This window comes from Vibrio sp. MMH1-50 (assembly GCF_022347645.1).
GTDB classification, from domain to species: domain Bacteria; phylum Pseudomonadota; class Gammaproteobacteria; order Enterobacterales; family Vibrionaceae; genus Vibrio; species Vibrio harveyi.
Window position 1 is genome coordinate 163,510 of record NZ_JAKRGG010000004.1, and the last position, 26,968, is coordinate 190,477.

A 26,968-nucleotide genomic window follows, 5' to 3' on the forward strand; every position below is an offset into this window, starting at 1 on the left:
CCTCTTAGTACTCGCGTTTCAATTACTGAAGCGAATCGACTGCCTTAAACTCGTTTTCCACTAATGGTTTAGCATCCGTTTGTGGAACGTGACATTGCAAACAGAAGTAACGACGTGGTGACATGTCTGCTAGTACCGCGTCTTCACGGTTAACGTAGTGCGTTACACTGATCTTGGTAGCGCCTGCGTCTTTAGCATTTTTCCAGCTGTGACATGCTAGACATTTGTTTGCGTTCAAAGACACTTCGTAGTTACGGATGCTATGAGGGATCAGTGGCGGCTGATATACAAAGCTGTCTGCAACGATCTGGTCTTTGGGAAAGTCTTTAAAATCATCTGCAGGGCGAGTGTCTTCAAGTTGCGCAGTGCCGCGTAGCGAGTCTAGACCGCCTGTGCCACCTGGATTGTCCAGTTCCGCTTGTGCAACGCCTGTCAATAAAGCACCTACAGATAAAAGTGCGATAAGGTATTTTTTCATCATTTCATCTCCGCCTTGTGGCTTAAATTCTTTTTAGGCCGCCGAGTCGACGGCCTTTGCATTCGTTATTTGACGGTTAAGCAATTTTCGTGATTTTGACTGGACACTTCTTAAAGTCTGTCTGTTTTGACAGAGGGTCAGTCGCATCAAGAATCAGCTTGTTAATCAAAATACGGGCATCAAAGAACGGTACGAATACCAAGCCTTCAGGTGGACGGTTACGACCACGGGTTTCAACACGAACGCGTACTTCGCCACGTTTGTTTGCAATCAGAACTTCTTCACCGCGACGTACATTACGTTTTTTCGCATCCGCAGGGTGCATGTAAACCACAGCGTCTGGTACAGCTTTGTAAAGCTCTGGTACACGACGAGTCATAGTACCTGTGTGCCAGTGCTCAAGAACACGACCTGTACATAGCCATAGGTCGAACTCTTCATTTGGTACTTCTGGTGGCGCTTCGTAAGGCGCAGAAATGATCTTCGCTTTACCATCAGCATTACCGTAGAAGTCCCAACCTGAACCTGCTTTAGCGTATGGGTCAGAACCTTCTTTAAAGCGCCATTGTGTTTCTTTGCCATCAACAACCGGCCAACGTAGACCACGTACAGTGTGGTAGACATCGTAAGGTGCTAAGTCGTGACCGTGACCGCGACCAAATGTTGCGTACTCTTCGAACAGACCTTTCTGAACGTAGTAGCCGAAGTGGTGCGAATCATCGTTTAGTTCACGAGCTTCTTCGATAGGGAACTGGTCAACTTGACCGTTCTTGAACAGCATGTCGTACATGGTTTTACCACGGTACTCTGGTGCTTTTGCAAGAAGCTCTTCTGGCCACACTTCTTCCATCTTAAAGCGTTTAGAGAATTCCATTACCTGCCAAAGGTCAGATTTTGCATCACCGATGGTCTCTACTTGTTGGTACCAAGCTTGTGTACGACGCTCTGCGTTACCGTAAGCGCCTTCTTTCTCGATCCACATTGCAGTAGGAAGGATAAGGTCAGCGGCTTGCGCTGTTGCTGTTGGGTATGGGTCAGACACAACAATGAAGTTTTCTGGATTACGGTAACCTGGAAGACGCTCTGTGTTGATGTTTGGGCCAGCTTGCATGTTGTTGTTACATTGAACCCAATAACAGTTCAGAACGCCATCATGCAACATGCGGTCTTGCAGAACCGCGTGGAAACCTGGTTTCGGTGGGATGGTGCCTTCTGGCAGTTTCCAGATCTCTTCCGCGATTTTACGGTGTTTAGGGTTAGCAACCACCATGTCTGCAGGTAGACGGTGAGCAAACGTACCAACTTCACGAGCGGTACCACATGCTGATGGTTGACCCGTTAGTGAGAATGGACTGTTGCCCGGAGTAGCAATCTTACCGGTTAGTAGGTGGATGTTGTAAACCAAGTTGTTCATCCATACGCCACGAGTATGTTGGTTCATACCCATTGTCCATAGCGACATCACTTTCGTGTTTGGATCCGCGTACTGCTTAGCAAGCTCGATTAGTTTCTCTTTTTCTACGCCTGAGATTTCAGATGCTTTCTCTACGGTGTAAGGCGCGACAGTCTTCTTGTATTCTTCGAAAGAGATTGATGTTAGCTTGCCAGAGTTCGGGTTCTTAGCGGCTTTTTGTAGCGGGTCATCGTCACGCAGACCGTAACCGATGTCAGTGTCTGTTTTGGTAAAGTTCGTGTGCTTGTTCACGAAGTCCCAGTTCACTGCATCGTTTTGAATGATGTAGTTTGCGATAAAGTTAGCAATCGCAAGGTCAGACTGAGGATTAAAAATGTAGCCGTGGTCTGCCAACTCAAATGAACGGTGGTAGTAAGTAGAAAGCACGTTCACTTTTACATGAGGATGGCTTAGGCGACGGTCAGTAATACGTGTCCACAGAACTGGGTGCATTTCTGCCATGTTTGAACCCCAAAGAACGAATGAGTCGGCGTTCTCGAAGTCGTCGTAACAACCCATTGGTTCATCGATACCAAATGCACGCATGAAGCCTACTACTGCAGATGCCATACAGTGACGCGCGTTCGGATCGATATTGTTTGAACGGAAGCCTGCTTTCATCATTTTGGCTGCGGCATAACCTTCCATTACTGTCCATTGACCAGAACCGAACATACCGATGCTGGTTGGACCTTTCTTCTCTAGAGAAGCTTTCCATTTCTCAGCCATGATATCGAAAGCGGTGTCCCAAGATACAGGAGCGAAGTCACCGTCTTTGCTGTATTTGCCATCTTTCATACGTAGAAGAGGCTGAGTCAGACGGTCTTGACCGTACATGATCTTAGAAAGGAAGTAGCCTTTGATACAGTTCAGACCTTTGTTTACCGGCGCTTCAGGGTCACCTTGAGTCGCCACGACTTTGCCGTTTTGAGTACCAACAAGAACAGAACAGCCTGTACCACAGAAACGACAAGGTGCTTTGTCCCATGTGATCTTAGTTTGGTCAGAGCTTGCAATCAGATTGGTTGCAGAAGCTGGTAGTGTGATACCTGCGACAGCAGCAGCTGATGCAGCCGCGTTTGCTTTCACAAACGCACGTCTTGTCATTTTCATACTTCACCCTCGATTTGGGAATGTTGTGTTCCAGTGTCTTCTTCTTCCGTTTCTTCAAGCCCAGTTTCGATTTGGTGATAAACCAATACTGTGCTCAAGACATTCGGTAAATTATTAATCGCATCGATAGTGTCGGTGATGAAACCTTGATTCTCAGTTTCTAGCACCACCACGATTTTGCCTTCTGGGCTGTCACCGTAGATTTCTGCGTTTTCGTACGCTTCAATCTGGGTTTTAACTTCAGCCAAATGTTCAGGCAGAACATGGACTACCAGACTCGAAATGTGCACTTCGTTTAGTGACATACATCTCTCTCGTTTTATCGCCTATCGCGCCGACCACTAACGGCTAGGCTGTTATATTGCTCACATTGATGGATGAAGTAGGGCACACTGAAACACAGGCGCCGCAGCCGTTACACTCATCAAGGTCTAAATTTGGTTGTGCTACTTTGCCAAGTTCTAACTTGAACTTAATCGCCATCGGGTCGCACATATCCCCACAGCTTCGGCATTCGACATTTTGTTTTGCTAAACAGCTATCGGTGATGCTCGCTTTTGCCTGCCAAGGTTGCTCCGCTTCTGCTAAAAATAGTGGCTCTGGGCAAGCCTCGGCGCATTGGTAACAAAATGTGCATTCATCAATAGAAAAATCGACTGCAGGAAAACCGCCGTCGCTTTTGGTTATAATTTTGGTTTCACATGCCTCGATGCATTTGCCACAGCGAGTACAGTCATCCGTGAATTGAGTTGGCTTTGCTAACCAAGGAAGACGTACCGAATTATCCGGTTGCGCTTTGCGTGCAAAAAGTCTTCGTCTAGAAAGGTCTACCACTTAGTCACCTCAAAAATTGAAACCCAAACTAAGCATAGTCCACAATTTCATTAATAAACTGTCATTTAAGTACACGAAATTGTAGTTTTTGACATATATGTATAAATACCTCTTAGGAGGTAATTAGGATGCAATATTGTTTTGGATCAATAAATTCCGGCGCAGGTGATCACATATTGATAAAGTTGAAAGATAATGCGCGTTGTATAAAGACAAACGTGGTTATCAAACGAGCGGAGTTCAGAGTTGTTTAAAAATGTGAAAAAGTCAGTAACACGCACTATTGCGTCTGCCATGATGTTGATTTTACTCCTATCGGTGGCGACGACTGGCTTTGCTATATTCACTCTTGCATCAAGCCTTAATGATGCGGAGGCGGTCAACGTAGCGGGTTCGATGCGAATGCAGAGTTATCGTTTAGCCCATGATATTCAAAGTGAATCTGTTGACTATTCTTCACATATTGACTTATTTGAGCAGTCAATTTACTCCCATTCAATGCTGGCACTACAGCATTGGTCAGTACCAGAAGATATTACAAAAGACTACTATCGGTTGATTCTGCGCTGGCACGAGCTGAAATCGGTACTAAAGAGCCAAGATAGAGACAAATACCTGATCTTAGTGGCTGGTTTTGTTCAACAAATTGATGCTTTTGTATTTAAACTGCAGAACTACTCAGAACAAAAACTGATCAACTTAGCGTGGATTGGTGGCTTAGGGCTTGGCGGCATACTGTGTGTCAGCATGTTTGTCGTGCACTTTGTGAGACTAGAAGTTGTCAGACCTTTACGCGCTCTTGTGTTTGCAAGTGAACAAATTCAGAATCGTTCGTTTAATGTGTCACTCAATGTATCGAGTGACAACGAAATGGGTATTTTGACCCGAACTTTCAATAGGATGGCGAACGATCTTGGTAAGCTATATCGAGGGTTGGAGCAAGCTGTCGACGAGAAAACACGTAAGCTACAACATGCTAACCAATCGCTGAGAGTGTTGTATGATTCGTCGAAAGAGCTGACGGCTTCACGTATCTATCAGGAGAATTTCCAAGCGATTTTACAACATATTGCAAGTTTGGAAGGAATTCGTGCAGTTAAGCTCGAAATTGATCAAATTGGGGAACCAAATTGGATACTCTCAGAGGGGGAAGAGTGCCGTCACGAATGTGATAGCGAATGCCACACGAAGATATTAACGCTGGACGGTGTTCACCTTGGGTATTTGCATTGGAAAGCGGGTTTGCCGTGTCCTAATGAGTCTCTTATTGACAACTTTGTTCAAATTTTATCTCGTGCGGTATATTACAACCGAGCGCAGAGACAAGCTGAGCAGCTGCTTTTGATGGAAGAACGTGCCACTATCGCTCGTGAGTTACACGATTCACTAGCCCAAGCATTGTCTTATTTGAAGATCCAAGTATCGCTACTCAAACGAAGTGTGAAGAATATTCCTGATGACAAAGCGATAGAGCAGACAAATCAAGTCATTGCTGAACTCGATACTGGGCTGTCAGCAGCATATACCCAACTTCGTGAGCTTTTGACTACATTCCGCCTAACAATAAAAGAGGGTAGCTTTGGTCAAGCGCTTCAAGAAATGGTTTCGACGCTTGATGATCAAACTGCGGCGAAAATCTCGCTTGATAATGAGCTTTCTTCAACTGAATTAGATGCACACCAGCAGGTCCATCTACTACAGTTGATCAGAGAAGCGACAATAAATGCGATCAAACATGCTCAAGCGAACAATATTAAGATTCAATGTCTTGATTCTGATGGGAAAGTCACAGTGACTGTTACCGATGATGGTATAGGCTTTGAGCAGCAAGACGAAAAATTAAATCATTACGGTATGAGTATCATGCAAGAGCGAGCAGCCAGATTGCACGCTGAGTTGCAAATTGAAGCCGCAGCTAATAGCGGCTGTATCGTAAGACTAGAATTCCAACATAGTAAGGAAGTAAACATTGACAGTGTGTAAAGTAATGCTGGTGGATGATCACCCACTCATGAGACGTGGTATTCATCAGTTACTCAGTTTTGAGCCAGAATTTGAAGTCGTCGCAGAGGCAAGTAGCGGTGCGGATGCGGTTGCGAAAGCTCATGAACTTGAGCTGGATTTGGTACTTCTTGATCTGAATATGAAAGGCATGTCTGGTCTAGATACGCTAAAAGCTTTGCGTGCTGACGGTTGTGAAGCTCGCATTGTTATTCTCACCGTATCGGACAGTCCGGCAGACATCGAAGCTATCGTGCGTAGCGGCGCAGATGGTTACTTGTTAAAAGACACAGAGCCAGATGAATTGGTTGAACTGCTAAAACAAGCACACGAAGGGGACAAAGCCTACAGCCAAGCGGTAGCGAAATACCTAAATGAGCGTGAAGGTCAAGAAGACGTATTTGACTCATTGACTGACCGTGAAACGCAAATCCTCCAAGAGGTGGCGCGTGGTTTTCGCAATAAGCAGATTGCCGATCGCCTGTTTATCTCTGAATCGACCGTTAAAGTGCACATGAAGAGTTTGCTGAAAAAGTTGAAAGTACCTTCACGTACTGCAGCAACAGTGCTTTATCTAGAGCGATTCGGCGAAATTAAGTAACACTTTAGACGCCCATTCTAGAAACGCCAAATAGAAAAAACCGCCCAAACAAGGGCGGTTTTTTATTGGTCTGGGCGAATGGAGTACAAATCACTATTGTGTTTGCCACACTCCAAATAGTAACGATGCGCCGCTTTCTTATCTTCCGCGACGACTCTCATACTGTGCATTTTCCCCTGTTCAAAGTAGCGAATTTCGTATTCTACACTCGTATCAAGTTGCTCAGCAGCAGCCATGCTACGCCTCCATAAACTATCCTGATGTTATTGAAGCAATTTATATGCCACTTTAAGGAACGCTATATCGTTCGAGTTTTGGCTAATAATTGCGCACTAACTCACTTTTTTGCGGATAGTTGTGATAAAAAAGTTAATTTCAAACTCTATATACTACTAGGGTGGCAATGTCACTTTGCCAGACTGACGTAAGTTTGCCGCAATAATAAGTGATTTAGATTGAGTATAGAACTTAATCAATGGAAAAGGGAATATGGATCGGTGATGAAATTAAAAAGTTTATCTAATAAAGCGGTTCGATATGGATGTATCTTGTTATCTATTTTGGCGCTTGCTGGTTGTGCAAAGAAGTTTTTATACAGCAATATTGATTGGGTAGTGATCGAATATTTAGATGACTATGTGTCTTTAGATGGTGAACAAGAAGCTCTGGTAGAGGAGCGAATCTTATTATTAGCCGATTGGCACAAGAAAGAAGAATTACCTTTATATATCGATCACTTAAAGCAATTGGAGGCACTGAATAAAGACAGCATTACGTTGGAAGCATTGCAAGCGAATCGAGACCAAATGCGTGAACATTATCAACGTCTTGTTTCGAAAGCCGCTCCAGATCTGTTCTCGTTAAGTATGCAGCTCGATAATCAACAAGAAGCAGAGTTTATTGATAGTGTAAGAGAACGTTATAAGGAGAGAGATGAAAAATATGTAGGAAAAACGGAACAAGAACTGAGAGAAGTTGTCTTAGAGAATACAGAGGATTGGATGGAAGAATGGTTGGGGAAATTATCTAGCCAACAAAAAGCGCGAGCCAAACAGCTTTCTCAACAAGTGATTATAAATAGTCCCTTATGGCGTGATTATCGATCTTCCATTATTCAAGAATTAGAATATCTTTTCGAAAATAAAACCAACAGCGTGGTTTACCAGCAGGTATTCATGCAGCTCTTATTTGAACCAGAAAGTTATTATAGTGATCAATTGACTAAGAATATTGATCAAAATATCGCACTAACGGATCAATTCACTCTAGATATAGCTCAATCCATGAGTGATAAACAATGGAAACACTTCCATGGCAAAATCCGAGAGTGGCGAGAACTTGCCGAAGACCTATTGAATTAAAACTCGATAAATCAAATTCTTAATGTGAGTGCTGTAGGAGTGCGCCAGCACTTTTTAATGAAAAACTGATTCAAAGCAAATTCTTATCGCCTCATGAGCGTAACATGGTTTGTCGAACCATGTTGGATAGGATCCTCGCATACCAAGCATCCCTGTGCGTGGCATCCTTCGCCCAAAACAATGAGAATAATTATGAAACATTTAGTTGAAAGATTTCTTCGCTACGTCACGTTCGATACTCAATCTAATCCCCACGAATCAGCTTGCCCAAGCAGCAGCGGGCAACTGGTGTTTGCTCAGCAACTCAAAAAAGAGATGATTGAGCTTGGCTTAAGTAATGTGACGTTAAGTGACAACGGCTACTTGATGGCAAAACTGCCATCTAACGTTGATTACGATGTACCTGCTATTGGCTTTATCGCGCATATGGACACTGCACCAGATGCCTCTGGTAAAAATGTAAATCCTCAGTTTATTGAGGACTATCAGGGTGGCGATATTGCACTTGGTTTGGGCGATGAAGTGTTATCACCAGTCCAATACCCAGATTTGCACGATCTTCATGGCCACAACCTGATCACGACAGATGGTACGACACTACTTGGTGCTGACAACAAAGCCGGTATTGCAGAAATTCTTTCCGCGGTTGCGATGCTGATTGAAAACCCTCAAATCCCACACGGTGATATTTGCATTGGTTTTACACCAGATGAAGAAATTGGTCGTGGTGCGGACTTGTTTGATGTTGAAAAGTTTGGTGCGAAATGGGCGTACACTATCGATGGTGGTCCTCAAGGCGAGTTAGAATACGAAAACTTTAATGCAACCAGTGCGGATGTCATTTTCCATGGCGTTAGTGTTCACCCTGGTACAGCAAAAGGCAAATTGGTTAATGCGATGAACTTGGCGGCAAAATTCCAAGTGCAAATGCCAGAAGATCAGACGCCAGAAACCACAGAAGGCTACGAAGGCTTCTTCCATCTTAAATCAGGTGAACTTGGTGTGGCTCGCAGTGAGCTAGGTTACATCATCCGTGACTTCGATCGTGAAGGTCTGGAAAGCCGTAAAGCCTTCATGCAGAAACTTGTCGATGATATGAACGCTGGTTTGAAGCATGGCTCAGTTGAGTTGAAGCTCACCGACAGCTACTACAACATGCGTGAAATGGTTGAACCATATCCGCACATTATCGATTTGGCGAAACAAGCGATGGAAGATTGTGATGTGGAACCTCTGATCAAACCAATTCGTGGCGGAACAGATGGCGCTCGTTTGTCATTTATGGGTTTACCGTGTCCAAACATCTTCACTGGCGGTTATAACTTCCACGGTATCCACGAGTTTATTTCAGTTGAGATGATGGAGAAATCGGTTCAAGTGATCGTTAAGATTGCTGAGCTAACGGCGAAGAAGCACGGTTAATATCATTTGCTGAGTAATCTCATCCTTCAAGTAAACAAAAGCCCAGACACGTGTCTGGGCTTTTTAATTTTGCTCGAGTGAAATGAATTCTGTACGTTTATTAGCCATCCAAGAGGTGGTTTAACGAACGCTTTTTTCTTCGATTTCACTAATTGGTAGCCAGTTCACTTCGACTCCGGCTTGGTCGAACATATCTTGGCTTACTTGAATCTTATCACCCCAACGAGACAAGAAATCTTCAGACTGTTCCGGGCAACTCACGCGAGCGATACCTGTCTGAATGATCTTTGCCGCACAGTTTGGGCAAGGGAAGTGCGTTACCCAGATATCACATCCATCTAAGTCGCGCTTTGAAAACAAAATCGCGTTCTCTTCTGCGTGCAGTGTTTTTAAGTATTTCAGTTCACGTTCATCCGTATCCACACTGTCAGAAACACCATGTGGGTAGCCGTTGAAGCCAACAGAAACAATGCGGTTTTGTTTTGTGATAACCGCACCTACCTGTGTCGATGGATCTTTACTCCAAGATGCCACCAGCTCAGCCATTTGGTAAAAACGTTTCTCCCATTTAGAAATCATACTTATCCTCTCGGTCGAAAGCTTTGAATTATCTGCATGATAACGCATTCTGTTTAAAAAAATAGTCAAAACATGTCTAGCGATCATGAAGATTCTATTTTCCTATGTAGACTTTGATTTCCAAGTGATGATGACGCCATATTCTCATTGCTTACTTCACATCAATTTTCAGCGTGATTCGTGTACATGATCGCAACAAATTTAGCCTGTTGATTACGATGTTTGCGAGTCGTTTCATCGGCTTACACTTTGATACACTTTCCCCGGTTTCTCTTGAAGTTTTCGGACAAAGCACCCTGTAAGGTTAGGGTATTGTCAAACGAATCCTGTTCTATAAAGACGGTATATACATGCAAAAGAAACCACTCGTCGCACTAATGGCGGCAACAGCTATCCTCGCGGGATGCGGAGAAGCAAATAATGCCCAGAAGGGGGCGCAAGCTCCTCTTGTTGTGACTCAAGATGTCACAATTATCGACTACCAACCGAGTAAGTCTTACATCGGTCGCATTGAAGCAGTAGAAGATACGAATATTACGGCACAAGTCTCCGGCTATCTTGAAGCTCGCCATTTTGACGAAGGTCAGATGGTAGAGAAAGGGCAGTTGTTGTACTCCATCGAGCCTTCTTCTTTTGAAGCGCAAGTGGCGAGTGCAAAAGCAGCGCTAGCTCAGGCAAAAGCGGCGCTTAAGAAAGCAGAGCTCGACCACCAACGTGGTAAAAACTTGTTGCCACGTGGCAGTATTTCCCAATCAGAGTTCGATGCGTTGACGGCGACGTTACTTGGCGCGCGAGCAGAGCTTGAAGCAGCAAACGCTCAGCTTAAGCTTGCGGAAGTAAACCTTTCTTACACTCAAATTCGTGCTCCATTTAGCGGTCGCATCAGTGACAGTAAAGTAAGTACTGGTGATCTGCTTTCCCCATCTTCTGGCATTTTGACGACATTAGTTAGCCTAGACCCAGTGCATACCTCATTCAGCGTGAGTGAACGTGAACGTTTAAACCTTGGTATGGACGGTATTAAAGGCGACGGTAGTGCAGAGTCGAGTGGCGTTGAGGTTCAGCTTGAACTGGAAAACGGAGAGTACTTCGAACATCTAGGTCAATTGGACTTTTTAGGTAATCGGATTAATACGCAAACCGGTACGATCGCGATGCGCGCAGTGGTACCAAACCCTGAGCAAAAGCTACTTCCTGGCCAGCACATTAAAGTGAACCTTCGCGATAAGAATGCAAAAGACGTCATCGTGATTCCTCGTCGTGCAGTGCAAACGGACCTAGAAGGTGACTTTGCCATGGTGATGGCAGAAGGCAATGTTGCGGAGCGCCGTAACGTTGAACTTGGTGCGCAAGTAGAGCAGGGTATCATCATCAAAGAAGGTTTGAACAAGGATGACACTGTGATTACACAAGGTCTACAACGTGTACGCAACGGTGTAGAAGTGCGTATTCAATCACCTGCTGAACAGAAACAGTAGGAGGCGTCATGTTAAGTCGTTTCTTTATTCAAAGACCGAAATTCGCACTGGTTATTTCGATCATCTTGACGTTGGCTGGTGCCATCTCATTAGCGATCTTGCCTGTTGCTGAATATCCTAAAATCAGTCCACCATCGGTGAGCGTGACAGCATTTTATACGGGTGCAAGTGCTGAGGTTGTGGAGCAGGCGATAGCCGACCCAATAGAAACCTCCGTGAACGGCGTTGAAAACATGATTTACATGTCTTCAAAGAGTGCTAACGATGGTTCTTACAGCCTAAACGTCACCTTCGATGTGGGTACTGATCCAGACATGGCGCAGGTTAACGTGCAAAACCGTGTATCGCAGATTGAGTCAAAACTGCCTCAAGAAGTACGCATGGTAGGCGTAACGGTGAAAAAGCGTTCTCCTGACTTGTTGATGGTTTTGAACTTCTACTCACCTGACGGTAAGTACGATGACAAGTTCCTTATCAACTACATCAACCTGAACGTAAAAGACCAACTGGCGCGTGTTAAGGGCATCAGTGAAGTTAACGTTATCGGTGGTGGTGAATACGCGATGCGTGTTTGGTTAGATCCAGAAAAAATGGCTAACCTGAACCTCACAACAACTGATGTGTACTCGGCGTTGGCAGAGCAGAACGTACAGGTAGCGGCCGGTCGTATTGGTGCTGCGCCATACAACAACCCTCAAGAAGTTCAGTTTAACTTGGTGACCAAAGGTCGTCTTGAGAGCGTGAGCGAGTTTGAGGATGTAGTACTTCGTGCAAACCCAGATGGTTCTACGGTATACCTAAAAGACGTCGCTCGCGTTGAGCTTGGTAAGAAGTTCTATGATGGTAACGGTAAGTTCCGTGGTCAAGATGCTTCTATCGTCGCGTTGTCACTACAATCAGACGCAAACGCATTGGAAAGTGGGCAAGCGGTCATGGACTTGCTTGAGCGCTTAAGTACTAACTTCCCAGAAGGCATGGCTTACGAAACCAGTTATGACACAACCGTGTTCGTTGCTGAGTCGATCAAGGGTGTAGTGAAAACGCTGATTGAAGCGATCTTGTTGGTAATTGCAGTTACTTACCTGTTCCTTGGTAGTGCGCGCGCAACCTTAATTCCTGTTGTTGCGATTCCAGTATCCCTTATCGGCACATTCGCTATCATGCAGGCGACGGGTTTTACCATCAACACGGTAACCCTATTCGGTTTGATCCTCGCCATCGGTATCGTGGTAGATGACGCGATTCTAGTTATCGAAAACGTCGATACCACCATGGCGAAAGACCCAACCATTTCACCGCGTAAAGCGACTTTGCTGGCGATGAAAGAAGTAACGGGTCCAATCATTACCTCGACCTTGGTTCTATTGGCGGTATTCCTACCAGTAGCCATGCTTCCGGGGATTACCGGCATCATGTACCGTCAGTTCGCATTGACGATCTGTATCTCGGTTGTGATCTCGTCTATTAACGCACTAACACTGTCACCTGCGCTATGTTCATTGGTGTTGAAGCAGGGTGGTGGCAACACGGCAAACTGGTTCCAAGCGTTCAACCGTGGTCTAGAGCGTGTAACAGCGCGCTACGGTCAGATCGCTGGCTTCTTGGTTAAGAAGTCTATGTTGCTGATTGCTTTCTTCTTCGTCGCGGTTGCTGCAGTAACGTTCTTTGCGAAAACAACGTCGACGGCGTTTGTACCTCAAGAAGATAAAGGTATCTTGTTGGTGAACGTGCAGCTTCCAGATTCTGCGTCACTTTCTCGTACCGAAGAAGTGACTAATGAATTGATGAAGATGGTTGAGCAAGAGCCGGGTGTTGATGGCGTGACGGTTGCGAATGGTTACTCATTCATGACGGGTGCCGCAGCATCAAATGGTGCGTCTCTGTTCATCAAACTGCATGATTGGGACACGCGTAACTCCCTTGACGGTGAACACGCTGCTAACGCCATTGCAAACCGTATCAACGGTCGTGCTGCAATGGAACTTCCTCAAGCGGTGGTATTTGCCATGGGACCTCCTGCCGTTCCGGGTATGGGCGCAGCCTCAGGCTTTGAATTTGTACTTGAGGACACGTTAGGTCGTAGCCGTACTGATTTGTCGATGGTAATGGGTGAAATGATTCAGGCGGCTAACCAAGCTCCAGAAATCGCATATACCTTCAGTACCTTCCGTGCAAATGTACCGCATTACTATGTCGATATTGACCGTGAGAAAGCGCAACAATTAGGTATTCCACTGTCGTCAATCTTCCAAACATTGCAAGGTAACCTTGGTTCGCTATACGTGAACGACTTCACCATGTTTGGTAAGAACTTCCGTGTGACCATGCAAGCAGACAGCGAACACCGCAGCAGTATGGAAGATCTTGAGCGTTTCCACGTGCGTTCTTCAAGTGGCGATATGGTACCACTGAGTACATTAGTGAGCTACGAACAGGTGTTTGAGCCGGATGTTGCATGGCGTTATAACATGTACCGCAGTGCCATCATTCAAGGTCAACCCGCTCCGGGTTATTCAAGTGGTGACGCGATTGCAGCAATGGAACGTGTCGCGGCTGAAGTTCTGCCACAAGGTTACACTTACGAGTGGACGGGTATGGCGTATCAAGAAGTCTTGGCAGGTAACCAAGCGATTTACGCGTTCGCATTGGCATTGATCTTTATCTACTTGTTCATGGTGGCGCAGTACGAGAGTTGGAGTATTCCTTTAGCGATCATCCTAGTGGTGCCAGTGGCAACGTTGGGTTCCTTCCTCGCATTGAACTTAACCGGAACGCCACTTAACTTGTACGCTCAGATAGGTCTCGTCCTGCTCATAGCGCTCGCGGCAAAGAACGCAATCCTAATTGTGGAATTCGCCAAGCAAGAGCGTGAAGAAAAAGATGTGGATATCGACAGTGCTGCAGTACAAGGGGGTAAGCTTCGTTTCCGTGCTGTTAACATGACGTCTTGGTCGTTCATCTTGGGTATTTTCCCATTGATCTTCGCCGCTGGTGCGGGTCATGTGAGTCAGAACTCATTGGGTATTTCCCTAATTGGTGGTCTGCTGTGTGTGCTCCTAGCAGGTACTTTCCTGATTCCGGGCTTCTACGCTCTGGTACAGAGAAAACGTGAGAAGATCCACGGTGGTAATACCAAACTGGTTCCTTTAGATGATGAATAAGCACTAAGTAACTTTAAATAGAAAAGCCCGAAGCATGAGAGTGCTTCGGGCTTTTTGTTGGTACTCATTTAAACCGAGTAAGTGAACTTGGGCTACGCGCTGCGAGTTTTAAATTCCGCAACCGCTTCGTCCATGTCATGGGCTTGAGCAGAGACAGAGTCGACTTCATGCAGACACTCTTGTGCGGATTGCATGTTGTTTTCTGAAATCACGTTCAATTCAGTAATCGAGTCGCTCACCTGATTCATCACGATGCCTTGCTCTTCAATTGCTGATGCGATGCGTTCAGAGTTGCCTTGAATTGCATGCATGTCTGCAATGATTTGCTGAAGGCTTGAATCCAGCTTCTCCGATGCTTGTAGGGTTTGCTGACCCTGATCGTTACATTGGTCGATATCAGATACGACCATCGACATTTGTGACTGAATGTCTGATACCACGCGAGTGATCTCTTCTGTCGATTGATGAGTACGACTTGCGAGTGCGCGTACTTCATCCGCCACGACGGCAAAGCCACGACCTTGCTCGCCGGCACGTGCTGCTTCAATTGCTGCGTTTAGCGCGAGTAGGTTAGTTTGCTCTGCAATATCTTGGATGATGTTTACTGCACCGCCAATTTTCGCTACATGTTCGTTTAAAGAGCCAATTGATTGCTGGCTGTTCGAGAGAATACCAGTTAATTGACCGACATTTGTTACTGTGGTTTCAACAACGGTACGACCTTGCTCCGCATTGTTTGCAGCTTGGTGAACGCCTTCTACTGCCACAGAAGTACTTTCAGAGATTTCACCAATCGTGGCGACCATTTGCTGAACTGCTGTTGCCATTGATGAGGTATGGTCTGCCTGAGTGTGGAACTGTTCCATCACACCTTCTAGTTCGCGATGCATGTTGTCAGTACTTGCTGATAGCTGTGCTGACTTCTCTTGTGTGCCATGAATCAGGTGCTCAAGCTTATCCAACAGATCGTTTAAGTGGTGGCTGATGTCCGCCAGTTCATCTTTACCTGCCAACTCTGAACGTAAACCCATGTTATTACTTTCACTGATGTTCTTTATGGTCGCAAGCAGGCTACTAACGCGTGCATTGATTGAGCGTGAGATTTGCGAAATCAGAGCTAAGATAATAATAAATACTACCGCAGTGATAACTTGTTTCACCATGGTGTTTTGACTATCATGTTCGGTCGCTGCATTACTCAACGCAGATGAGAAGGTCTTAAATTGTTCTTCAACTGTGTGTGATAGGGCACGAGTGTCACCCAGTAGACCTTTGTTGTACGCGACTCCAATCGTCTGTCTCTGCGTCGCAAGTTGGCGCGCATTTTCGATTAATGAAGGAACATACAAACCTTGCAACAGACCTTCGTCCATTTGTCCGGCTTTAACTCGTTGCGCGAACTTAGTCAGTGCCATTACTTGTTGGTGGTTTGCATTTTGCTCGGCTTCAGATAAAGCCTGTTCAAAGCTCGCTAATAGACCACTATTTGCATCGAGACCATAGCGTTCGTAAGCAGCAACTAATTTTTGAAATCCTTTTTGGTAAGCCAGTAAATCTTGCTTGAATTGATGACTAGAAGGAAGTTCATAAAGGTTGAGAATGCCAGCCAATTCTTGTTCGATACCCAAAAATTTGTCGACGTTAGCATTGAATTTATCGAGGTATTTGATGTTGCTGCGTAACAAGAAGTCTTTTTCATTACGGCGCAGGTTAAGGAGACGAATTTCGAGATCGCCAACCAATTTGATTGCATGGTTGAGCTCTTGGCTTTGGTTAGCGAAGTGTGACGAGGTACCCAATAGGGTCACAATGCCAAGAATGGCAATTACTCCTAGGGAGTAGAGCTTGTGCCTAATAGTCATATAGTTTGTCCTGAAGAATTGACTAAGTTAAGAAACCCAAAGAGGCTTCCAATGGCTAGCTCTGACGTTTGTTAGTACAGCACTTTCTGGCGTTGCTGTTTTTTTGTCGCTTGCTTGGTTTTGCTATCAAGTCTGCGACGTTGTGAAGCGCGAGTTGGTTTCGTTTTAATACGCTTCTTTTCCTGTCGGCTGGCAGATTGTATCAACGCTTGTAATCGATTTAGTGCGTCTTCTTTGTTCTGCTCTTGCGTCCGAAACTGCTGAGCTTTAATGATGATCACCCCCTCTTTTGAAATCCTACTATCCGAAAGGGCGAGGAGTCGCTCTTTATAGAATTCCGGCAGTGTGGAATGACGTACATCAAAGCGCAGATGTATTGCGGACGATACCTTATTAACGTTCTGCCCACCATTTCCTTGAGCCCGGATAGGCAATAATTGGACTTCCCAATCTTGAATTGTGACGGAGTTCGAAATTTTGAGCATGATTACTAAATGCCAATAAGGAATGTGACGATGGCTGATAAATTACCATCAGAGATGTACAAATAGAAGAATTGACATGAACACAATAGATTTAAGCCCCTATAAAGGGTTAATTTTCGATATGGACGGCACCTTGATTGATACGATGCCAGCGCACTTAGCTGCATGGCAAGCGACAGCAGACCGTTTCGAGTTCCCTTTTAACCAAGAGTGGTTGCATAGTTTAGGGGGCATGCCAAGCTTCAAAATTGTTGGCGAAGTGAATCGTCAACACGGTTTATCTCTCGACCCAAAAGTTGTTTCTCGTTTCAAAATGGACACGTTTGCAGAAATGGAACAACACGGTGAAATTATTTCATGCACGAATACGGTTTTGGACCAACATCTTGGTAATAAGAAGATTGCTGTTGGAACAGGCAGTCAACGTGATAGCGCACTGCGTCTGTTAGCAAAAGCGGGCATTCTGAAGAAGTTAAATGCTGTCGTTACGGCAACGGATGTAGAAAATCACAAACCTTTCCCAGATACGTTTCTTATGGCAGCCGAACAGCTTGGTTTGTCTGCACAAGAGTGTGTGGTGTTTGAAGATACTGAGTTAGGAAAAAAAGCCGCTCATGCCGCAGGAATGGATTGTGTGATGGTCGAGGGTAATGAGCTAGTATTTTATCCAAAATCTTAACTTAATAAGTTAATTGTCATTTAAAAGACCACGATATTATCGTGGTCTTTTTGTATAACCTCAGTGAATTTATATAATTCTCATAATGAGAATGTGAATATTTATTGTGAAATTAATCAAATTATCAATCTAATTATAAAGTATTAATTATCTACACTCGCTATAGTTATTTATTCCTTTTACTAAATTATTTTTACAGGAAAGGATCATGACACGCTCTCAAAATGTTTATGTAATTTCTTCTGACTCAGATTGGTCAGGGTTAGTTATTGCTGGTTTATCTCATTCTTTTAAAAACTACACTTTTTACACTGAGAAAACTGTCAATAATATATGGAATTTAAAAAATACTGATATTGTTATTTATGATCGCCTTACTTTAGGTAATCCATCATTGCACTTAATCTCACCACTTTCGCGTGGCGGCGCTTGGTTGCTTGCCAATGCGAGTAAGCAAGACTTAGAGGGAGTTCAAGGGCTTATATCTCTGGGTTGGGGTGGGTTACTAGAGAATGACTTTACCTTAGAACTGCTTCACAAATCCGTCCGAATGGTGGCTTCTGGTCAGTTATGGTTTAGTCGAGAAGCCATGTCTTCTTCATTAAAGAATATTGTGAGGGGACAAGTTCATAGTTCTTCATCTGCGGAAGTTCTAGGTGCTAAATACGAACTTTCTACTAAAGAACAGAAAGTATTTATGTATTTAGTTCAAGGTTATTCAAATAAAGAAATAGCCGGTCAACTGAGTGTAAGTTTAAGCACGGTAAAAACACATGTCTCCCATATATTATCTAAAACAGGAAAGCAAAGCCGTTCTCAGTTAGGATCTTTAATGGTTGAGTGATTTTTGATCTAGTTCAAATTAATTATTTGGTTGTCCTTTACTCATCCTTTTATGTGGTTCTTTTGGTCAGATGACCGATAGGAAAAAAGTTAATAAGGCGTACATTTAACTCGTCTACTTAATTCAACTTTTGGTCTATACCGCAGGAAAAAATGTAAAGGAGAACAATCATGAAACGTTTAGCAGGTTTTGCAGCAATGGCGTTGCTTGTATCGGCTGGTGCAGTTGCGAATCCATGGGTCGTTGGGTCTGACGAAGGTCGCGCAGACTTTTACGTTAAATTCAAAGGTGAAGTGCCTAAGCGTTGTGAAATGATGACTTACGGCAACTTGGATGTCATCAATTTCGACTTAACTAAGTCATCTGATACAAAAGAATTTGGCTTTAAAACGTGGTGCAACTCATACGGCACGAAAGGTATCGTCCAAGTTGACCCATTTGGTTTTACCAACAGCAATGAAGATGAAATTCCAATGGAGTACAGCTTCAATGGTGAAACTAAGCTAAAAGACAAAGGGATTGACACTACCGTTGCTCGTATCCATCAAGTGGTTGAAATTAGTAACAACCTAGATAAAACGATGACTGATGAGCACAAACTTTCAATTACCTCTAAACCTCAAGCTGGTGCGCGTTGGGGTGAATACAGCGGCGCGATGTATGTGACTCTATTCCACATGTAGGAAGGAATGCGCTGAGGGAGGTCCCGTCCATCCCTCAGCCATTATGTTGTATGAAAACACTTCGAATATTATTTCTCATCTTGATTTACATGCCAGCACAAGTGTTGGCTTTTGAGCTTTTCCCAATGGTGCAATTTCTTTCCGATTCAGGGAAAGAGACAACGGTATTTTTCAAGGTAACCAATACCTCTCTTGCACCTTTGCCTATTGAGGTGACTGGCGTTAAGCGATTAGTTGAATTCAACAACGAAGAGTCGCTTCTTGAAACCGATGACTTGATGATCTTTCCACCGCAAGTACTTATTCAGCCGGGGAAATCTCAGACCATTAAGGTGCAATACATTGGCGCACCCAAGGGTGTAGCAGAATCCTATCGTTTGATCGTGAGCCAATTGCCACTCAAAGCGGATGAAGTTGAGAAAGATGCCATACAAATGTTGTTCCGAATCGGAGCGCTTGTGTTTGTCTCTCCACAAGATGCGCAAGACCAATATTCCAGCGAAATCACTGTATCCAATGACAACAAGCCAAATCTGAAAATTAGCAATACAGGTTCAAGTGTTATTGAGTTAAACAAACACACTTACTCGGTTGATTGGCAAGGTCAAACGAAACGTTGGGATTGGGAGCAACTAGAGCCGGTTCTACCGATGCAATATCTCGTGCCAAACCAGAAAGTTCAGGTGAACGTCGAGTCACTTCTTGTGAACTAACGACACCCAGTTTTCATAACGTCGCTGACATACACGGAAGGTTACAATGTGGCGCGCATTCGTCGTATCGATCGCTGTCCTTATTTCTGGGGCTGTATGGGGAAGCTCTTACAGCCTCTCCTTGCCCCTTGTGTATGAACAAAATCAGCTTGGCGAACTCCCTGTTGAAATAAACGGCATGGCTCTTGAGCGAGTGTCTGTCGATGCCCTCCAAGATTTGCTCGGAACGCGCGTGAGTCCGGAATGGTGGTCGCAGTTTTTTGGTTCAGAGCCGTCAACATTCGTTGATATCGAAACACTCGCTGAGCGAGGTATCGAGGTGACACTTAATACTGAATCCTTGTTTATTGACGTTCGGCTCTCGGCACAAATTCTTAGCGAACAAGACATTACTTTGTCGTCTGGCTATCCCGATTTTATTCCCTCTGAAAGTGGCTCGATAAACTGGTTAAACAGTTTTAGCTTCGCCTATAACAATTATTGGCAAGAGGATGTTGAGACTTGGGATTCGTCGCTGGATTGGTTGTCACAAGGCAATATCGGTGGTGCCAGTGGTGTGAATTTTCTTTTAGCCAATTATCTTGAAGCGGATAACGAAACCACAAAGTTTTCCCGAGGAGAGTGGATTGCTTTCTATGATGATCCAAACTTACCGATGCGTGCTTCCACAGGGGATGTTATCAGCGGTGAATCCGGACATATTTATGGCATGTCCTTGGGTGGTTTTTCTATTGAGAGTCGATACGCTGACTTACAACCGGATCGTGAGACAAGCCCAGAGAGTAGCCAACAACTTGTTCTGCTCGAATCCGCTGAAGTGGAAGTTTATGTCAACGGTGAACGAATTTCTAGTGGGCGATTGGAGCCGGGACGTTACAACCTCAAGAATCTGATTTTAGATAACGGTGCTAACGATATTACGGTTGTCGTCAACTATGTTTCTGGTAAGCAAGACGTATTGCGCTTTACTCAATTTTACAACGCTAAGCTGTTGAAAAAAGGTCTGATTGATTACTCGTTTTCCGTTGGGCAGCCAATCATCTATGACAACCGTCAAGTAGAATACGAAGAGGAATGGGTAGCGACAGGTTACTTAGAATATGGTGTCACTGACTGGTTAACCGCAGGTGCAAACGGCTTATATGCTCAAGATGGTTCGATATTTGGGGCTCTGACTACTTTCAAAAGCGGTGTAGGGAATGTTACTGCTCGTTATTCGCTAAGCTCTGCAAGTTCGGGAGAAGACGGTTGGATAGCTTCCCTTGATTATGAAAACAGCATTTTTGGAAGTGGGGAAAGCCAATCTCCCAACCTACGTTTTGCGATTGAAAAATCGGATGATTTTCAAAACAAACCTTGGAAAGAATCCCAAGAAGGTAACTCATATACACAATATCTCGCAAATTACTTTTGGCAGATAAACAGTAAATTTGATCTGACATTAACAGGACGCCTGACTCAGCTCCCTCCTGATGACGATGAGTTACGTGGTTCGGTCTTGCTAAATTGGCGACATGGTGGTTTTACGGTAGGGGTTGGCAGCGAATACGAAGAATCCGAGCGTTATAACGAACCGGATACGCGTTTCTTGTTTACCTTTGAATACAATTGGTATTCGGATGAGCATGGAAATCGTATAGGCCTCTCTTACAACAGTGAGAATGAACGGAGCCGAGCGTATTTTAGTAATGAAGGTTTGAACTACGTTGGTGACTATGGTGTAAGAATCGAAGCTGAGCAGGACGAATTTCGTGATACCCAACGAGCTCAATTGAGTTACACCGCAAATCGTTTTAGAGCAGAATCTGAAGTAAGTCGTGATGTAGTGAGAAAAGAAGATACCGAGCAATACCAAGCTTCACTGCGCCTAGCGACTGCAGTTGGAATGGTTGACGGTGATTGGGGGTGGGGACGTGCGACCAGTGGCCCTTTTGTTGTAGTAGAAATGCACCCGACGTTGGGTGAAGCGACTGCGAACCTAGATGTAGACTCCCAAGGAAGACCAACCGCAATGGCGACAAAGCATCTTAATGGTCTTGTCTCGATCTCCCAACCTTATGTTCGCTATGCGATGGATTATAACGTGATGGATTCTCCTGTTGGTTATGACTGGGGAGATGGCAAACTTGAGCTAATGCCGGCGGCGGCAACCGGATATTTGTTGACGATAGGTTCCGATGCGTCATACACGGCGAGTGGTTATTTGAAGCGTCTTAGCGGTGAACCTATCGAGTACCGACAAGGGCGTGTGTTGGTTGATGATGAACAAATTGAGTTTTTTACCAACAAGCAAGGACGATTCTTCATTCAAGGTCTACGTCCTGGCATATATACAGTTGAGCTTTATGGACTACAGATTAGCCCTGTCGTTATCTCGATTCCTGAGTCTGATACGAGCTTAATCGATTTAGGTGAAATCACAGTAATGCCGAACAATGACAAATAATTTAGCGCATTGTACTGGTAAAGGAAAAGGAGAATAGGATGAAAACAGTTAATCGCAGTGATGTCTTAACATTCGCAACCGTGCTATTTCTTACTGCTTTTGCTTCACCGTTGTTGGCGAATGATGCCAGCGAAGCGCAGTGTGGGGGGACATTTAGGGTAAGCATCAATGATACACCTTATAAACCTCATGTGACGCAACCTGATACCTTGTGGTTTCAAGGCAAAATAGAGTTAGATAGCCAACTAGTTAACTGTATGAGCGGCATTGTCATCAAGCCTTCAAATGGTTGGCAGCAGGTTGTTTCTGGCCCTCAAGGTAAGATCAATTCGACCGTCCTTAACACGCAAAGAAAAAGCCTAAATAGAACCCCTCAAGGAGACTTTTTACTACCAAGTCGTGGTAGTAAGCAGGTCGATTTTTGGGTGCAAGTGCCCGAAGGAAAAACCATGCAACCGGGCAATTATCGGGCAGATTTTGAATTTTCGTTACTTGGCAAGCAAGTTGAAGTTGGTGTGAGAAATGCAGGGCTCGACTACACGATAAAGCCATTCGTACGAGCACGCATAGAGGCAAATTCAAGTTCCAATGTGTCTGTTTCTGGGGCAAGAGTGACAGTGGATATGGGGAATTTAACCAAGCAAAACCGAAGGGATTTGGACATTGTCGTGGTGAGCAACGCTTCCGTAAAACTTGAGCTCGACTCGTTGAATCATGGGCACCTTGTCAATACTAGGAAACCGAGTCATAAAGTTCCGTACACCACATTTTTGCAAGGTCAGACTCTTGGGTTGGATAGTCCGGTGTTTTTAAATACTCACCGTGGGAACCAAACTCGCTTCAATATGGCTTTTGAAAATAAGGCAGTGCCAGGTGCTGCTGCAGGGTTATATGAAGATGAGATGACCATTAGTTTGATTGCCTACTGACTAACGTAAGTTGAGACGAATAAAAAACGCCGCAATTGATGCGGCGTTTTTTTGTTCTTGCTGAGGATTATTGGATGTCCAATAGTTCCACATCAAAGATCAGTACACTTGCTGGTGGGATAGGGCCAGTACCGTTTTTACCGTAACCAAGTGTGCTTGGCACGAACAGGCGGATTTTCTCGCCCACAACCATGTATTGCAGACCTTCTTGCCAGCCTTTAATCACCTGATTTAGACCGAATGTGATCGGCTCACCACGTTCTACTGAACTATCGAAAACCGTACCATCGATAAGCGTGCCATGGTAGTGAACTTTCACTTTGCTAGTTGCAGTTGGATGAACGTCGCCCGTTCCTTTCTCAAGAACAAGGTATTGCAGACCACTCTCTGTGGTAATCACACCTTCTTTCTTGCTGTTTTCTAGCAGGAACTCTTGCCCTTTTGCAAAGTTTTCGTCTGCCGCTTTGTGGTTTGTCCAAGTACGGTAGATAAAGAATGCCGCTAGGACGAAAATAATAAGAGGAAACAGAAATTTAGACACAGTAGCTCCTTGTCTTATTTTGGTTGTTTTAGCAGGTAGTTGATAGTGTCAGCCATTGCTTCAACGGTCTCGTGACCACCAGTGATTACTTGGTATTTACCATTTACGATGAAGGCAGGAACTGAGTTGATTTGACCACGAGTCGTGATCTCTTCTGCTTTAGTAATATATTCAAACAGTTTCGCTTGTTGTGCGTCGTCTAGCTGGTAAGGGCTTACTAGGTTACGAGACTCAAAAGCTTTCTCTACCGCAGCTTGGCGTTCATCGGCAGTTGCATCTGCACCCATTTGAACGGCAGCAAACAGTTCTTCCATAAACGCTTTGTCCGGAGTGCCGTTAACTTGCATTGCCGCTGTATAGAAAATGATCGCGCTGATTTGCGCACTTTCGTTAAAGGTAACGTGCATCTTCTCAACTTTCTGTTCTGTCAACGATTCAATTTGAGGAACGAACTGCTCCATCGTACGACAATGACCACAGGTGAGAGAAAACGCTTCAGTTACTGGTGCTAAGTTGTATTCAGCAAGAGAAACTGGCAGAACTTCGTATTGCTTGCCTTGTTGTGGCTGACTATTGCCGTTGTCACAAGCTGTTAGGACAAAAACTGCGGCAAAAAGTGCGGCGCCTTTAGAAATGGTTTTGAACATGGGTAAGGCTCTAAATAGTAAAATTGGTGCTAGTTTATCGGTTAACGGTATCGACGAAAACCATTAATACGGCTTGTTACACTAAAGTGAGACAATCGAAGAAAGTTTAGACAAAACATGGCAATGACGTTGTGTTTAGTGCGCTCAGCCATTGAAAGTTCGTGAAGTGAAACGCCATTAAGCGACAGTTTAGTTAACGAGATTTTCTTTGCTCTCTTATCTACCAAATAATGTTTGATAAAAATGAATGCCCAACTTAAATCGTTGGCATGAACTGTGCTTGTGTATTGAAGAAAATATGGTAATAGGCACTAAAGTTTGGGCGATTTAAGCCGACACAGTGAACAGGAATTCATTCTACGTTGGTAACGGTATGAAGCATTGGTTTTTAGTGGCATGCGGTCTATTAGCCGGGTGCACGAGTATTAATTCAGATATGGTTCCGGGCGGTAATATTCTCGATACTGCCCCGAGAACTAACTCAGAGCTAAGACATCCAGAGTGGGGTTACGCGAAATCTTACGTGTCAACTCCACGTTATGTTGCTCAGACTCCGAGTACAGCTGGAAAAAAGTCACAGGGCGTGACGTCACTGGAGATGTTTTTAAATAGACATCATATCGCCCATGAAACCATCAGTGGCGACCACCTTATGGTGCGTTTGAAAGAACAAGTACATTTCCAAACGGGCTCTGCGAGATTATCATCGCAATCTCAAGACTGGATCCGCAATCTTGGACATTATCTTGCCGGGCGTACTGATGTTGATGTGGTGATAGACGGTCATACAGACAGTACAGGCGCAGAGAGTTTTAATGATTCGTTATCGGAAAAGCGTGCTCGTGAGGTAGAAAAGCAACTACTTGCAACCAGCTTGCCTCGTCAAAGAGTGTTCTCTCGTGGCTTTGGCGAATATGTGCCGCAGTGCAGTAATACCACAGCAAGCGGTAAGGCATGTAATCGTCGAGTGGAACTGATGCTGATTGTCGATCAGTAAGCGCCCATATCATTGAATTGAGATAAAAGAAAAGAGGCACCGTATGGTGCCTCTTTTGCATCCGCCAATGTTCTTAGGGGGAACTAGGCAAATTCTTTTTCAATGTAAGCGACGATGTCTGAAGACTCGTAAAGCCATTGCGTCTCGCCATCTTTTTCAATACGCAGACAAGGTACTTTTACACGACCGCCACCTTGTTCAAGTGCTTCGCGATGTACTGGGTCGTTTTTCGCATCACGTAATTCAATATTCACGGATTGACGTTTCAAAGCACGTCGAACTTTTACGCAGAAAGGACAAGCTTCAAATTGGTACAGTGCGTAGTTTTTGGCTTTATCATCAACGCTTTTCTGTGCTTCTGCCGAACGTTTAACGCCACGGGGAGAGAATACTGCATTGAGAAGTAGAATGATTTTTCCCAAAATCCAACGGATAAACTTCATAATGATCCCTTGATGTTCAGTGGATGAGTGTCCTTGTATGTCATGCAACGAACTTACGTAACGAAGTCGTTGAGCGTAGAAAGCCGTTGCATGAAAGGGCGTAGTCTATCAGGTGTTTGGTTTTGACAAAACCATGTATTTTATGAGGAAAACAGACGTTTTACCCAACCAAATAGCCCGCTTGCTTTTACTGGGTTAGCTTCTTTACCAAGATAGAAACTCTGCATTAAATCGGTACGAAAAGCATCCAAATCCATGCGCTTAATCACTAACTCATGTTGCAGGATATTTTGCGTTTGTTCTGCATGGTCATGAGCAAGGCTAAAATCCATATTTAGATAGCCTTGGGTGTATAGCCATAAATGCGTCACCAGTACTAAGTCTTCGGCCGACTGATTGGTGAATTTTTCCGCGTGCTCTTCACCAAGCGTGTCGTTCAACACTTGCTGCATGTGGTGAGTGGAGGTGGCATGTTGTTCATACAGGGCGCTGGCTTCGATGTGAGATTTAGTCAAAAGCCCAAGCATATGCAGCGCAGGGGCTGTGTCAGGCTTGTTTTCACATACTCTAATGAACAATGGGGCTTGTTCTTTTGTCCAACGTCGCCTTGCAGCCTTATGCTCATTAACGAAGGGAATGTTTTTGAACCCCATTTCTTGGATCAGTTCATTAAGAGGCGTCATTACTTTGCAATTCCTTCACCGTCACTTCGACGTGTTGTTCGTTAATATCAACGAAAATAGAGGTGCCGGTAATCATAACAGATAGGCTAGTGCCACGGTCAAGGTGTTGTGAAATCAAGTCGATAGCATCGTAGTCAAGGCTTGCCACATCCACTGGAAGCATGCCAAATTTGCCCGCCATCTTATCCCACCAAACGGAGGCTTTGGTGTTGTAGGTATAGACTTTTACTTTCTTAGCCAAACGGGTCGCTTTCTTGATGCGATCTGGTTCTGGTTCGCCAATCTCAATCCAGTGAGTGATAGATTGGTCGTCCTCTACACGCCACAAATCTGGTTCTTCTGTTGTAGATAGACCCTTAGTGAACTCAAGATCATCTTGTGCATTCAAGCAGTAGGCGAAAATACGAGCCAACATGCGCTGTGGCTTTTCAGAAGGGTGAAGGGCGATAGTAAGATTTTTTGAATCGTAGTAATCGTTGTTCATATCAGAGATTGCGATACGAAACTTGTAAATTGTTGGTTTTAGAGCCATAGG

26 protein-coding genes are annotated in these 26,968 nt (G+C 44.5%); 13 read left to right on the plus strand and 13 right to left on the minus strand.

All coding sequences use genetic code 11. The features are described from left to right. Positions 1-22 precede the first annotated feature (22 nt). The 4 genes from MHO32_RS05300 to napF form a co-directional block, all read right to left on the minus strand. Positions 23-478 carry a nitrate reductase cytochrome c-type subunit gene (locus tag MHO32_RS05300; protein WP_005453623.1) on the minus strand — a complete coding sequence of 152 codons (456 nt, stop codon included), beginning with the start codon at positions 476-478 and terminating at the stop codon, positions 23-25. A gap of 76 nt (positions 479-554) precedes the next feature. Beyond that, entirely contained in the window at positions 555-3,044 is a 2,490-nt protein-coding gene (napA, locus tag MHO32_RS05305; protein ID WP_005453626.1) for a periplasmic nitrate reductase subunit alpha, read from the minus strand. Then, positions 3,041-3,349, minus strand: coding sequence for a chaperone NapD (locus tag MHO32_RS05310; protein ID WP_005453631.1), 309 nt, complete (start codon positions 3,347-3,349; stop codon positions 3,041-3,043). The genes napA and MHO32_RS05310 overlap by 4 nt, the downstream gene beginning before the upstream one ends. 43 nt (positions 3,350-3,392) lie before the next feature. Then, positions 3,393-3,878 carry a ferredoxin-type protein NapF gene (gene napF, locus MHO32_RS05315; RefSeq protein ID WP_009701993.1) on the minus strand — a complete coding sequence of 162 codons (486 nt, stop codon included), beginning with the start codon at positions 3,876-3,878 and terminating at the stop codon, positions 3,393-3,395. A gap of 246 nt (positions 3,879-4,124) precedes the next feature. Between napF and narQ the strand changes: the two genes are divergently transcribed. Together narQ and MHO32_RS05325 are read left to right on the plus strand one after the other, a co-directional pair. Continuing rightward, positions 4,125-5,861, plus strand: coding sequence for a nitrate/nitrite two-component system sensor histidine kinase NarQ (gene narQ / locus MHO32_RS05320; RefSeq protein WP_009696218.1), 1,737 nt, complete (start codon positions 4,125-4,127; stop codon positions 5,859-5,861). Further along, a complete protein-coding gene (locus MHO32_RS05325; RefSeq protein ID WP_005453637.1) occupies positions 5,848-6,480 on the plus strand; it encodes a response regulator in 633 nt (210 codons plus the stop codon). Before narQ ends, MHO32_RS05325 begins: the two co-directional genes overlap by 14 nt. Before the next feature lie 62 nt (positions 6,481-6,542). On the opposite strand, the gene MHO32_RS05330 is transcribed toward MHO32_RS05325, so the two are convergent. Continuing rightward, entirely contained in the window at positions 6,543-6,716 is a 174-nt protein-coding gene (locus MHO32_RS05330; RefSeq protein ID WP_005453640.1) for a hypothetical protein, read from the minus strand. A gap of 264 nt (positions 6,717-6,980) precedes the next feature. Here MHO32_RS05330 and MHO32_RS05335 point away from each other — a divergent pair, with 264 nt between their 5' ends. Together MHO32_RS05335 and pepT are read left to right on the plus strand one after the other, a co-directional pair. Beyond that, complete coding sequence (locus MHO32_RS05335; protein ID WP_154202420.1) at positions 6,981-7,841, plus strand: DUF6279 family lipoprotein; 861 nt, start codon at positions 6,981-6,983, stop codon at positions 7,839-7,841. A 192-nt stretch (positions 7,842-8,033) separates the two neighbouring features. Beyond that, the gene (pepT, locus tag MHO32_RS05340) at positions 8,034-9,263 is read left to right on the plus strand and encodes a peptidase T (RefSeq protein WP_005453643.1); all 1,230 of its coding nucleotides are present in this window, start codon (positions 8,034-8,036) and stop codon (positions 9,261-9,263) included. A 120-nt stretch (positions 9,264-9,383) separates the two neighbouring features. Here the strand turns inward: pepT and MHO32_RS05345 are convergent, their stop codons facing one another. After that, a complete protein-coding gene (locus MHO32_RS05345; RefSeq protein ID WP_005453645.1) occupies positions 9,384-9,842 on the minus strand; it encodes a dCMP deaminase family protein in 459 nt (152 codons plus the stop codon). Positions 9,843-10,192: 350 nt separating this feature from the next. Between MHO32_RS05345 and vmeY the strand changes: the two genes are divergently transcribed. Together vmeY and vmeZ are read left to right on the plus strand one after the other, a co-directional pair. Beyond that, positions 10,193-11,320: a multidrug efflux RND transporter periplasmic adaptor subunit VmeY gene (vmeY, locus tag MHO32_RS05350; RefSeq protein WP_005453651.1), complete on the plus strand. Its 1,128-nt coding sequence runs from the start codon at positions 10,193-10,195 to the stop codon at positions 11,318-11,320. A gap of 8 nt (positions 11,321-11,328) precedes the next feature. Next, positions 11,329-14,481, plus strand: coding sequence for a multidrug efflux RND transporter permease subunit VmeZ (gene vmeZ / locus MHO32_RS05355; protein ID WP_085319262.1), 3,153 nt, complete (start codon positions 11,329-11,331; stop codon positions 14,479-14,481). A 92-nt stretch (positions 14,482-14,573) separates the two neighbouring features. Here vmeZ and MHO32_RS05360 read toward each other — a convergent pair whose 3' ends face one another. Then, on the minus strand, positions 14,574-16,343 hold the full coding sequence (locus MHO32_RS05360; RefSeq protein ID WP_239210803.1) for a methyl-accepting chemotaxis protein: 1,770 nt from the start codon (positions 16,341-16,343) through the stop codon (positions 14,574-14,576). A 71-nt stretch (positions 16,344-16,414) separates the two neighbouring features. Beyond that, a complete protein-coding gene (gene arfB / locus MHO32_RS05365) occupies positions 16,415-16,828 on the minus strand; it encodes an alternative ribosome rescue aminoacyl-tRNA hydrolase ArfB (protein ID WP_005453654.1) in 414 nt (137 codons plus the stop codon). Positions 16,829-16,904: 76 nt separating this feature from the next. Here arfB and MHO32_RS05370 point away from each other — a divergent pair, with 76 nt between their 5' ends. From MHO32_RS05370 to MHO32_RS05395, 6 genes are all read left to right on the plus strand, one after another. Continuing rightward, positions 16,905-17,507 carry a beta-phosphoglucomutase family hydrolase gene (locus tag MHO32_RS05370; RefSeq protein ID WP_005453655.1) on the plus strand — a complete coding sequence of 201 codons (603 nt, stop codon included), beginning with the start codon at positions 16,905-16,907 and terminating at the stop codon, positions 17,505-17,507. A gap of 208 nt (positions 17,508-17,715) precedes the next feature. Beyond that, the gene (locus MHO32_RS05375) at positions 17,716-18,351 is read left to right on the plus strand and encodes a helix-turn-helix transcriptional regulator (RefSeq protein ID WP_005453657.1); all 636 of its coding nucleotides are present in this window, start codon (positions 17,716-17,718) and stop codon (positions 18,349-18,351) included. Between the two features lie 170 nt (positions 18,352-18,521). Next, positions 18,522-19,034: a hypothetical protein gene (locus MHO32_RS05380; RefSeq protein WP_005453662.1), complete on the plus strand. Its 513-nt coding sequence runs from the start codon at positions 18,522-18,524 to the stop codon at positions 19,032-19,034. Between the two features lie 50 nt (positions 19,035-19,084). Next, positions 19,085-19,747 carry a fimbrial biogenesis chaperone gene (locus tag MHO32_RS05385; protein ID WP_020480898.1) on the plus strand — a complete coding sequence of 221 codons (663 nt, stop codon included), beginning with the start codon at positions 19,085-19,087 and terminating at the stop codon, positions 19,745-19,747. 46 nt (positions 19,748-19,793) lie between these two features. Beyond that, the gene (locus MHO32_RS05390) at positions 19,794-22,193 is read left to right on the plus strand and encodes a fimbria/pilus outer membrane usher protein (protein WP_239210806.1); all 2,400 of its coding nucleotides are present in this window, start codon (positions 19,794-19,796) and stop codon (positions 22,191-22,193) included. 38 nt (positions 22,194-22,231) lie between these two features. Next, positions 22,232-23,122: a hypothetical protein gene (locus tag MHO32_RS05395; protein WP_239210807.1), complete on the plus strand. Its 891-nt coding sequence runs from the start codon at positions 22,232-22,234 to the stop codon at positions 23,120-23,122. A 67-nt stretch (positions 23,123-23,189) separates the two neighbouring features. Here the strand turns inward: MHO32_RS05395 and MHO32_RS05400 are convergent, their stop codons facing one another. Then, positions 23,190-23,663, minus strand: a complete 474-nt coding sequence (locus MHO32_RS05400; protein WP_005453668.1) for an FKBP-type peptidyl-prolyl cis-trans isomerase — start codon at positions 23,661-23,663, stop codon at positions 23,190-23,192. 14 nt (positions 23,664-23,677) lie between these two features. Continuing rightward, on the minus strand, positions 23,678-24,310 hold the full coding sequence (locus tag MHO32_RS05405; RefSeq protein WP_239210808.1) for a thiol:disulfide interchange protein DsbA/DsbL: 633 nt from the start codon (positions 24,308-24,310) through the stop codon (positions 23,678-23,680). A 373-nt stretch (positions 24,311-24,683) separates the two neighbouring features. Between MHO32_RS05405 and MHO32_RS05410 the strand changes: the two genes are divergently transcribed. Beyond that, positions 24,684-25,307, plus strand: a complete 624-nt coding sequence (locus MHO32_RS05410; protein ID WP_017188748.1) for an OmpA family protein — start codon at positions 24,684-24,686, stop codon at positions 25,305-25,307. Between the two features lie 83 nt (positions 25,308-25,390). On the opposite strand, the gene MHO32_RS05415 is transcribed toward MHO32_RS05410, so the two are convergent. The 3 genes from MHO32_RS05415 to MHO32_RS05425 all read right to left on the minus strand — a co-directional run bounded on the left by MHO32_RS05415 (position 25,391) and on the right by MHO32_RS05425 (position 26,965). Continuing rightward, positions 25,391-25,750, minus strand: coding sequence for a glutaredoxin family protein (locus MHO32_RS05415; RefSeq protein WP_009696209.1), 360 nt, complete (start codon positions 25,748-25,750; stop codon positions 25,391-25,393). A 140-nt stretch (positions 25,751-25,890) separates the two neighbouring features. Continuing rightward, positions 25,891-26,433: a hypothetical protein gene (locus MHO32_RS05420; RefSeq protein WP_029790218.1), complete on the minus strand. Its 543-nt coding sequence runs from the start codon at positions 26,431-26,433 to the stop codon at positions 25,891-25,893. After that, positions 26,420-26,965, minus strand: coding sequence for a YaeQ family protein (locus MHO32_RS05425; protein ID WP_005453677.1), 546 nt, complete (start codon positions 26,963-26,965; stop codon positions 26,420-26,422). Before MHO32_RS05425 ends, MHO32_RS05420 begins: the two co-directional genes overlap by 14 nt. Positions 26,966-26,968: the final 3 nt, after the last annotated feature.

Excerpts from the sequence above, each read along its gene's own strand:
- MHO32_RS05410 (WP_017188748.1), top strand. The coding sequence starts at position 24,684 with ATGAAGCATTGGTTTTTAGTGGCATGCGGTCTATTAGCCGGGTGCACG.
- vmeZ (WP_085319262.1), top strand. The coding sequence starts at position 11,329 with ATGTTAAGTCGTTTCTTTATTCAAAGACCGAAATTCGCACTGGTTATT.
- MHO32_RS05370 (WP_005453655.1), top strand. The coding sequence starts at position 16,905 with ATGAACACAATAGATTTAAGCCCCTATAAAGGGTTAATTTTCGATATG.
- MHO32_RS05335 (WP_154202420.1), top strand. The coding sequence starts at position 6,981 with ATGAAATTAAAAAGTTTATCTAATAAAGCGGTTCGATATGGATGTATC.
- MHO32_RS05395 (WP_239210807.1), top strand. The coding sequence starts at position 22,232 with ATGAAAACAGTTAATCGCAGTGATGTCTTAACATTCGCAACCGTGCTA.
- MHO32_RS05390 (WP_239210806.1), top strand. The coding sequence starts at position 19,794 with ATGTGGCGCGCATTCGTCGTATCGATCGCTGTCCTTATTTCTGGGGCT.
- MHO32_RS05360 (WP_239210803.1), bottom strand. The coding sequence starts at position 16,343 with ATGACTATTAGGCACAAGCTCTACTCCCTAGGAGTAATTGCCATTCTT.
- MHO32_RS05310 (WP_005453631.1), bottom strand. The coding sequence starts at position 3,349 with ATGTCACTAAACGAAGTGCACATTTCGAGTCTGGTAGTCCATGTTCTG.
- pepT (WP_005453643.1), top strand. The coding sequence starts at position 8,034 with ATGAAACATTTAGTTGAAAGATTTCTTCGCTACGTCACGTTCGATACT.
- napA (WP_005453626.1), bottom strand. The coding sequence starts at position 3,044 with ATGAAAATGACAAGACGTGCGTTTGTGAAAGCAAACGCGGCTGCATCA.
- arfB (WP_005453654.1), bottom strand. The coding sequence starts at position 16,828 with ATGCTCAAAATTTCGAACTCCGTCACAATTCAAGATTGGGAAGTCCAA.
- MHO32_RS05425 (WP_005453677.1), bottom strand. The coding sequence starts at position 26,965 with ATGGCTCTAAAACCAACAATTTACAAGTTTCGTATCGCAATCTCTGAT.
- MHO32_RS05330 (WP_005453640.1), bottom strand. The coding sequence starts at position 6,716 with ATGGCTGCTGCTGAGCAACTTGATACGAGTGTAGAATACGAAATTCGC.
- vmeY (WP_005453651.1), top strand. The coding sequence starts at position 10,193 with ATGCAAAAGAAACCACTCGTCGCACTAATGGCGGCAACAGCTATCCTC.
- MHO32_RS05405 (WP_239210808.1), bottom strand. The coding sequence starts at position 24,310 with ATGTTCAAAACCATTTCTAAAGGCGCCGCACTTTTTGCCGCAGTTTTT.
- MHO32_RS05420 (WP_029790218.1), bottom strand. The coding sequence starts at position 26,433 with ATGACGCCTCTTAATGAACTGATCCAAGAAATGGGGTTCAAAAACATT.
- MHO32_RS05385 (WP_020480898.1), top strand. The coding sequence starts at position 19,085 with ATGAAAACACTTCGAATATTATTTCTCATCTTGATTTACATGCCAGCA.
- MHO32_RS05345 (WP_005453645.1), bottom strand. The coding sequence starts at position 9,842 with ATGATTTCTAAATGGGAGAAACGTTTTTACCAAATGGCTGAGCTGGTG.
- MHO32_RS05375 (WP_005453657.1), top strand. The coding sequence starts at position 17,716 with ATGACACGCTCTCAAAATGTTTATGTAATTTCTTCTGACTCAGATTGG.
- MHO32_RS05380 (WP_005453662.1), top strand. The coding sequence starts at position 18,522 with ATGAAACGTTTAGCAGGTTTTGCAGCAATGGCGTTGCTTGTATCGGCT.
- MHO32_RS05415 (WP_009696209.1), bottom strand. The coding sequence starts at position 25,750 with ATGAAGTTTATCCGTTGGATTTTGGGAAAAATCATTCTACTTCTCAAT.
- MHO32_RS05300 (WP_005453623.1), bottom strand. The coding sequence starts at position 478 with ATGAAAAAATACCTTATCGCACTTTTATCTGTAGGTGCTTTATTGACA.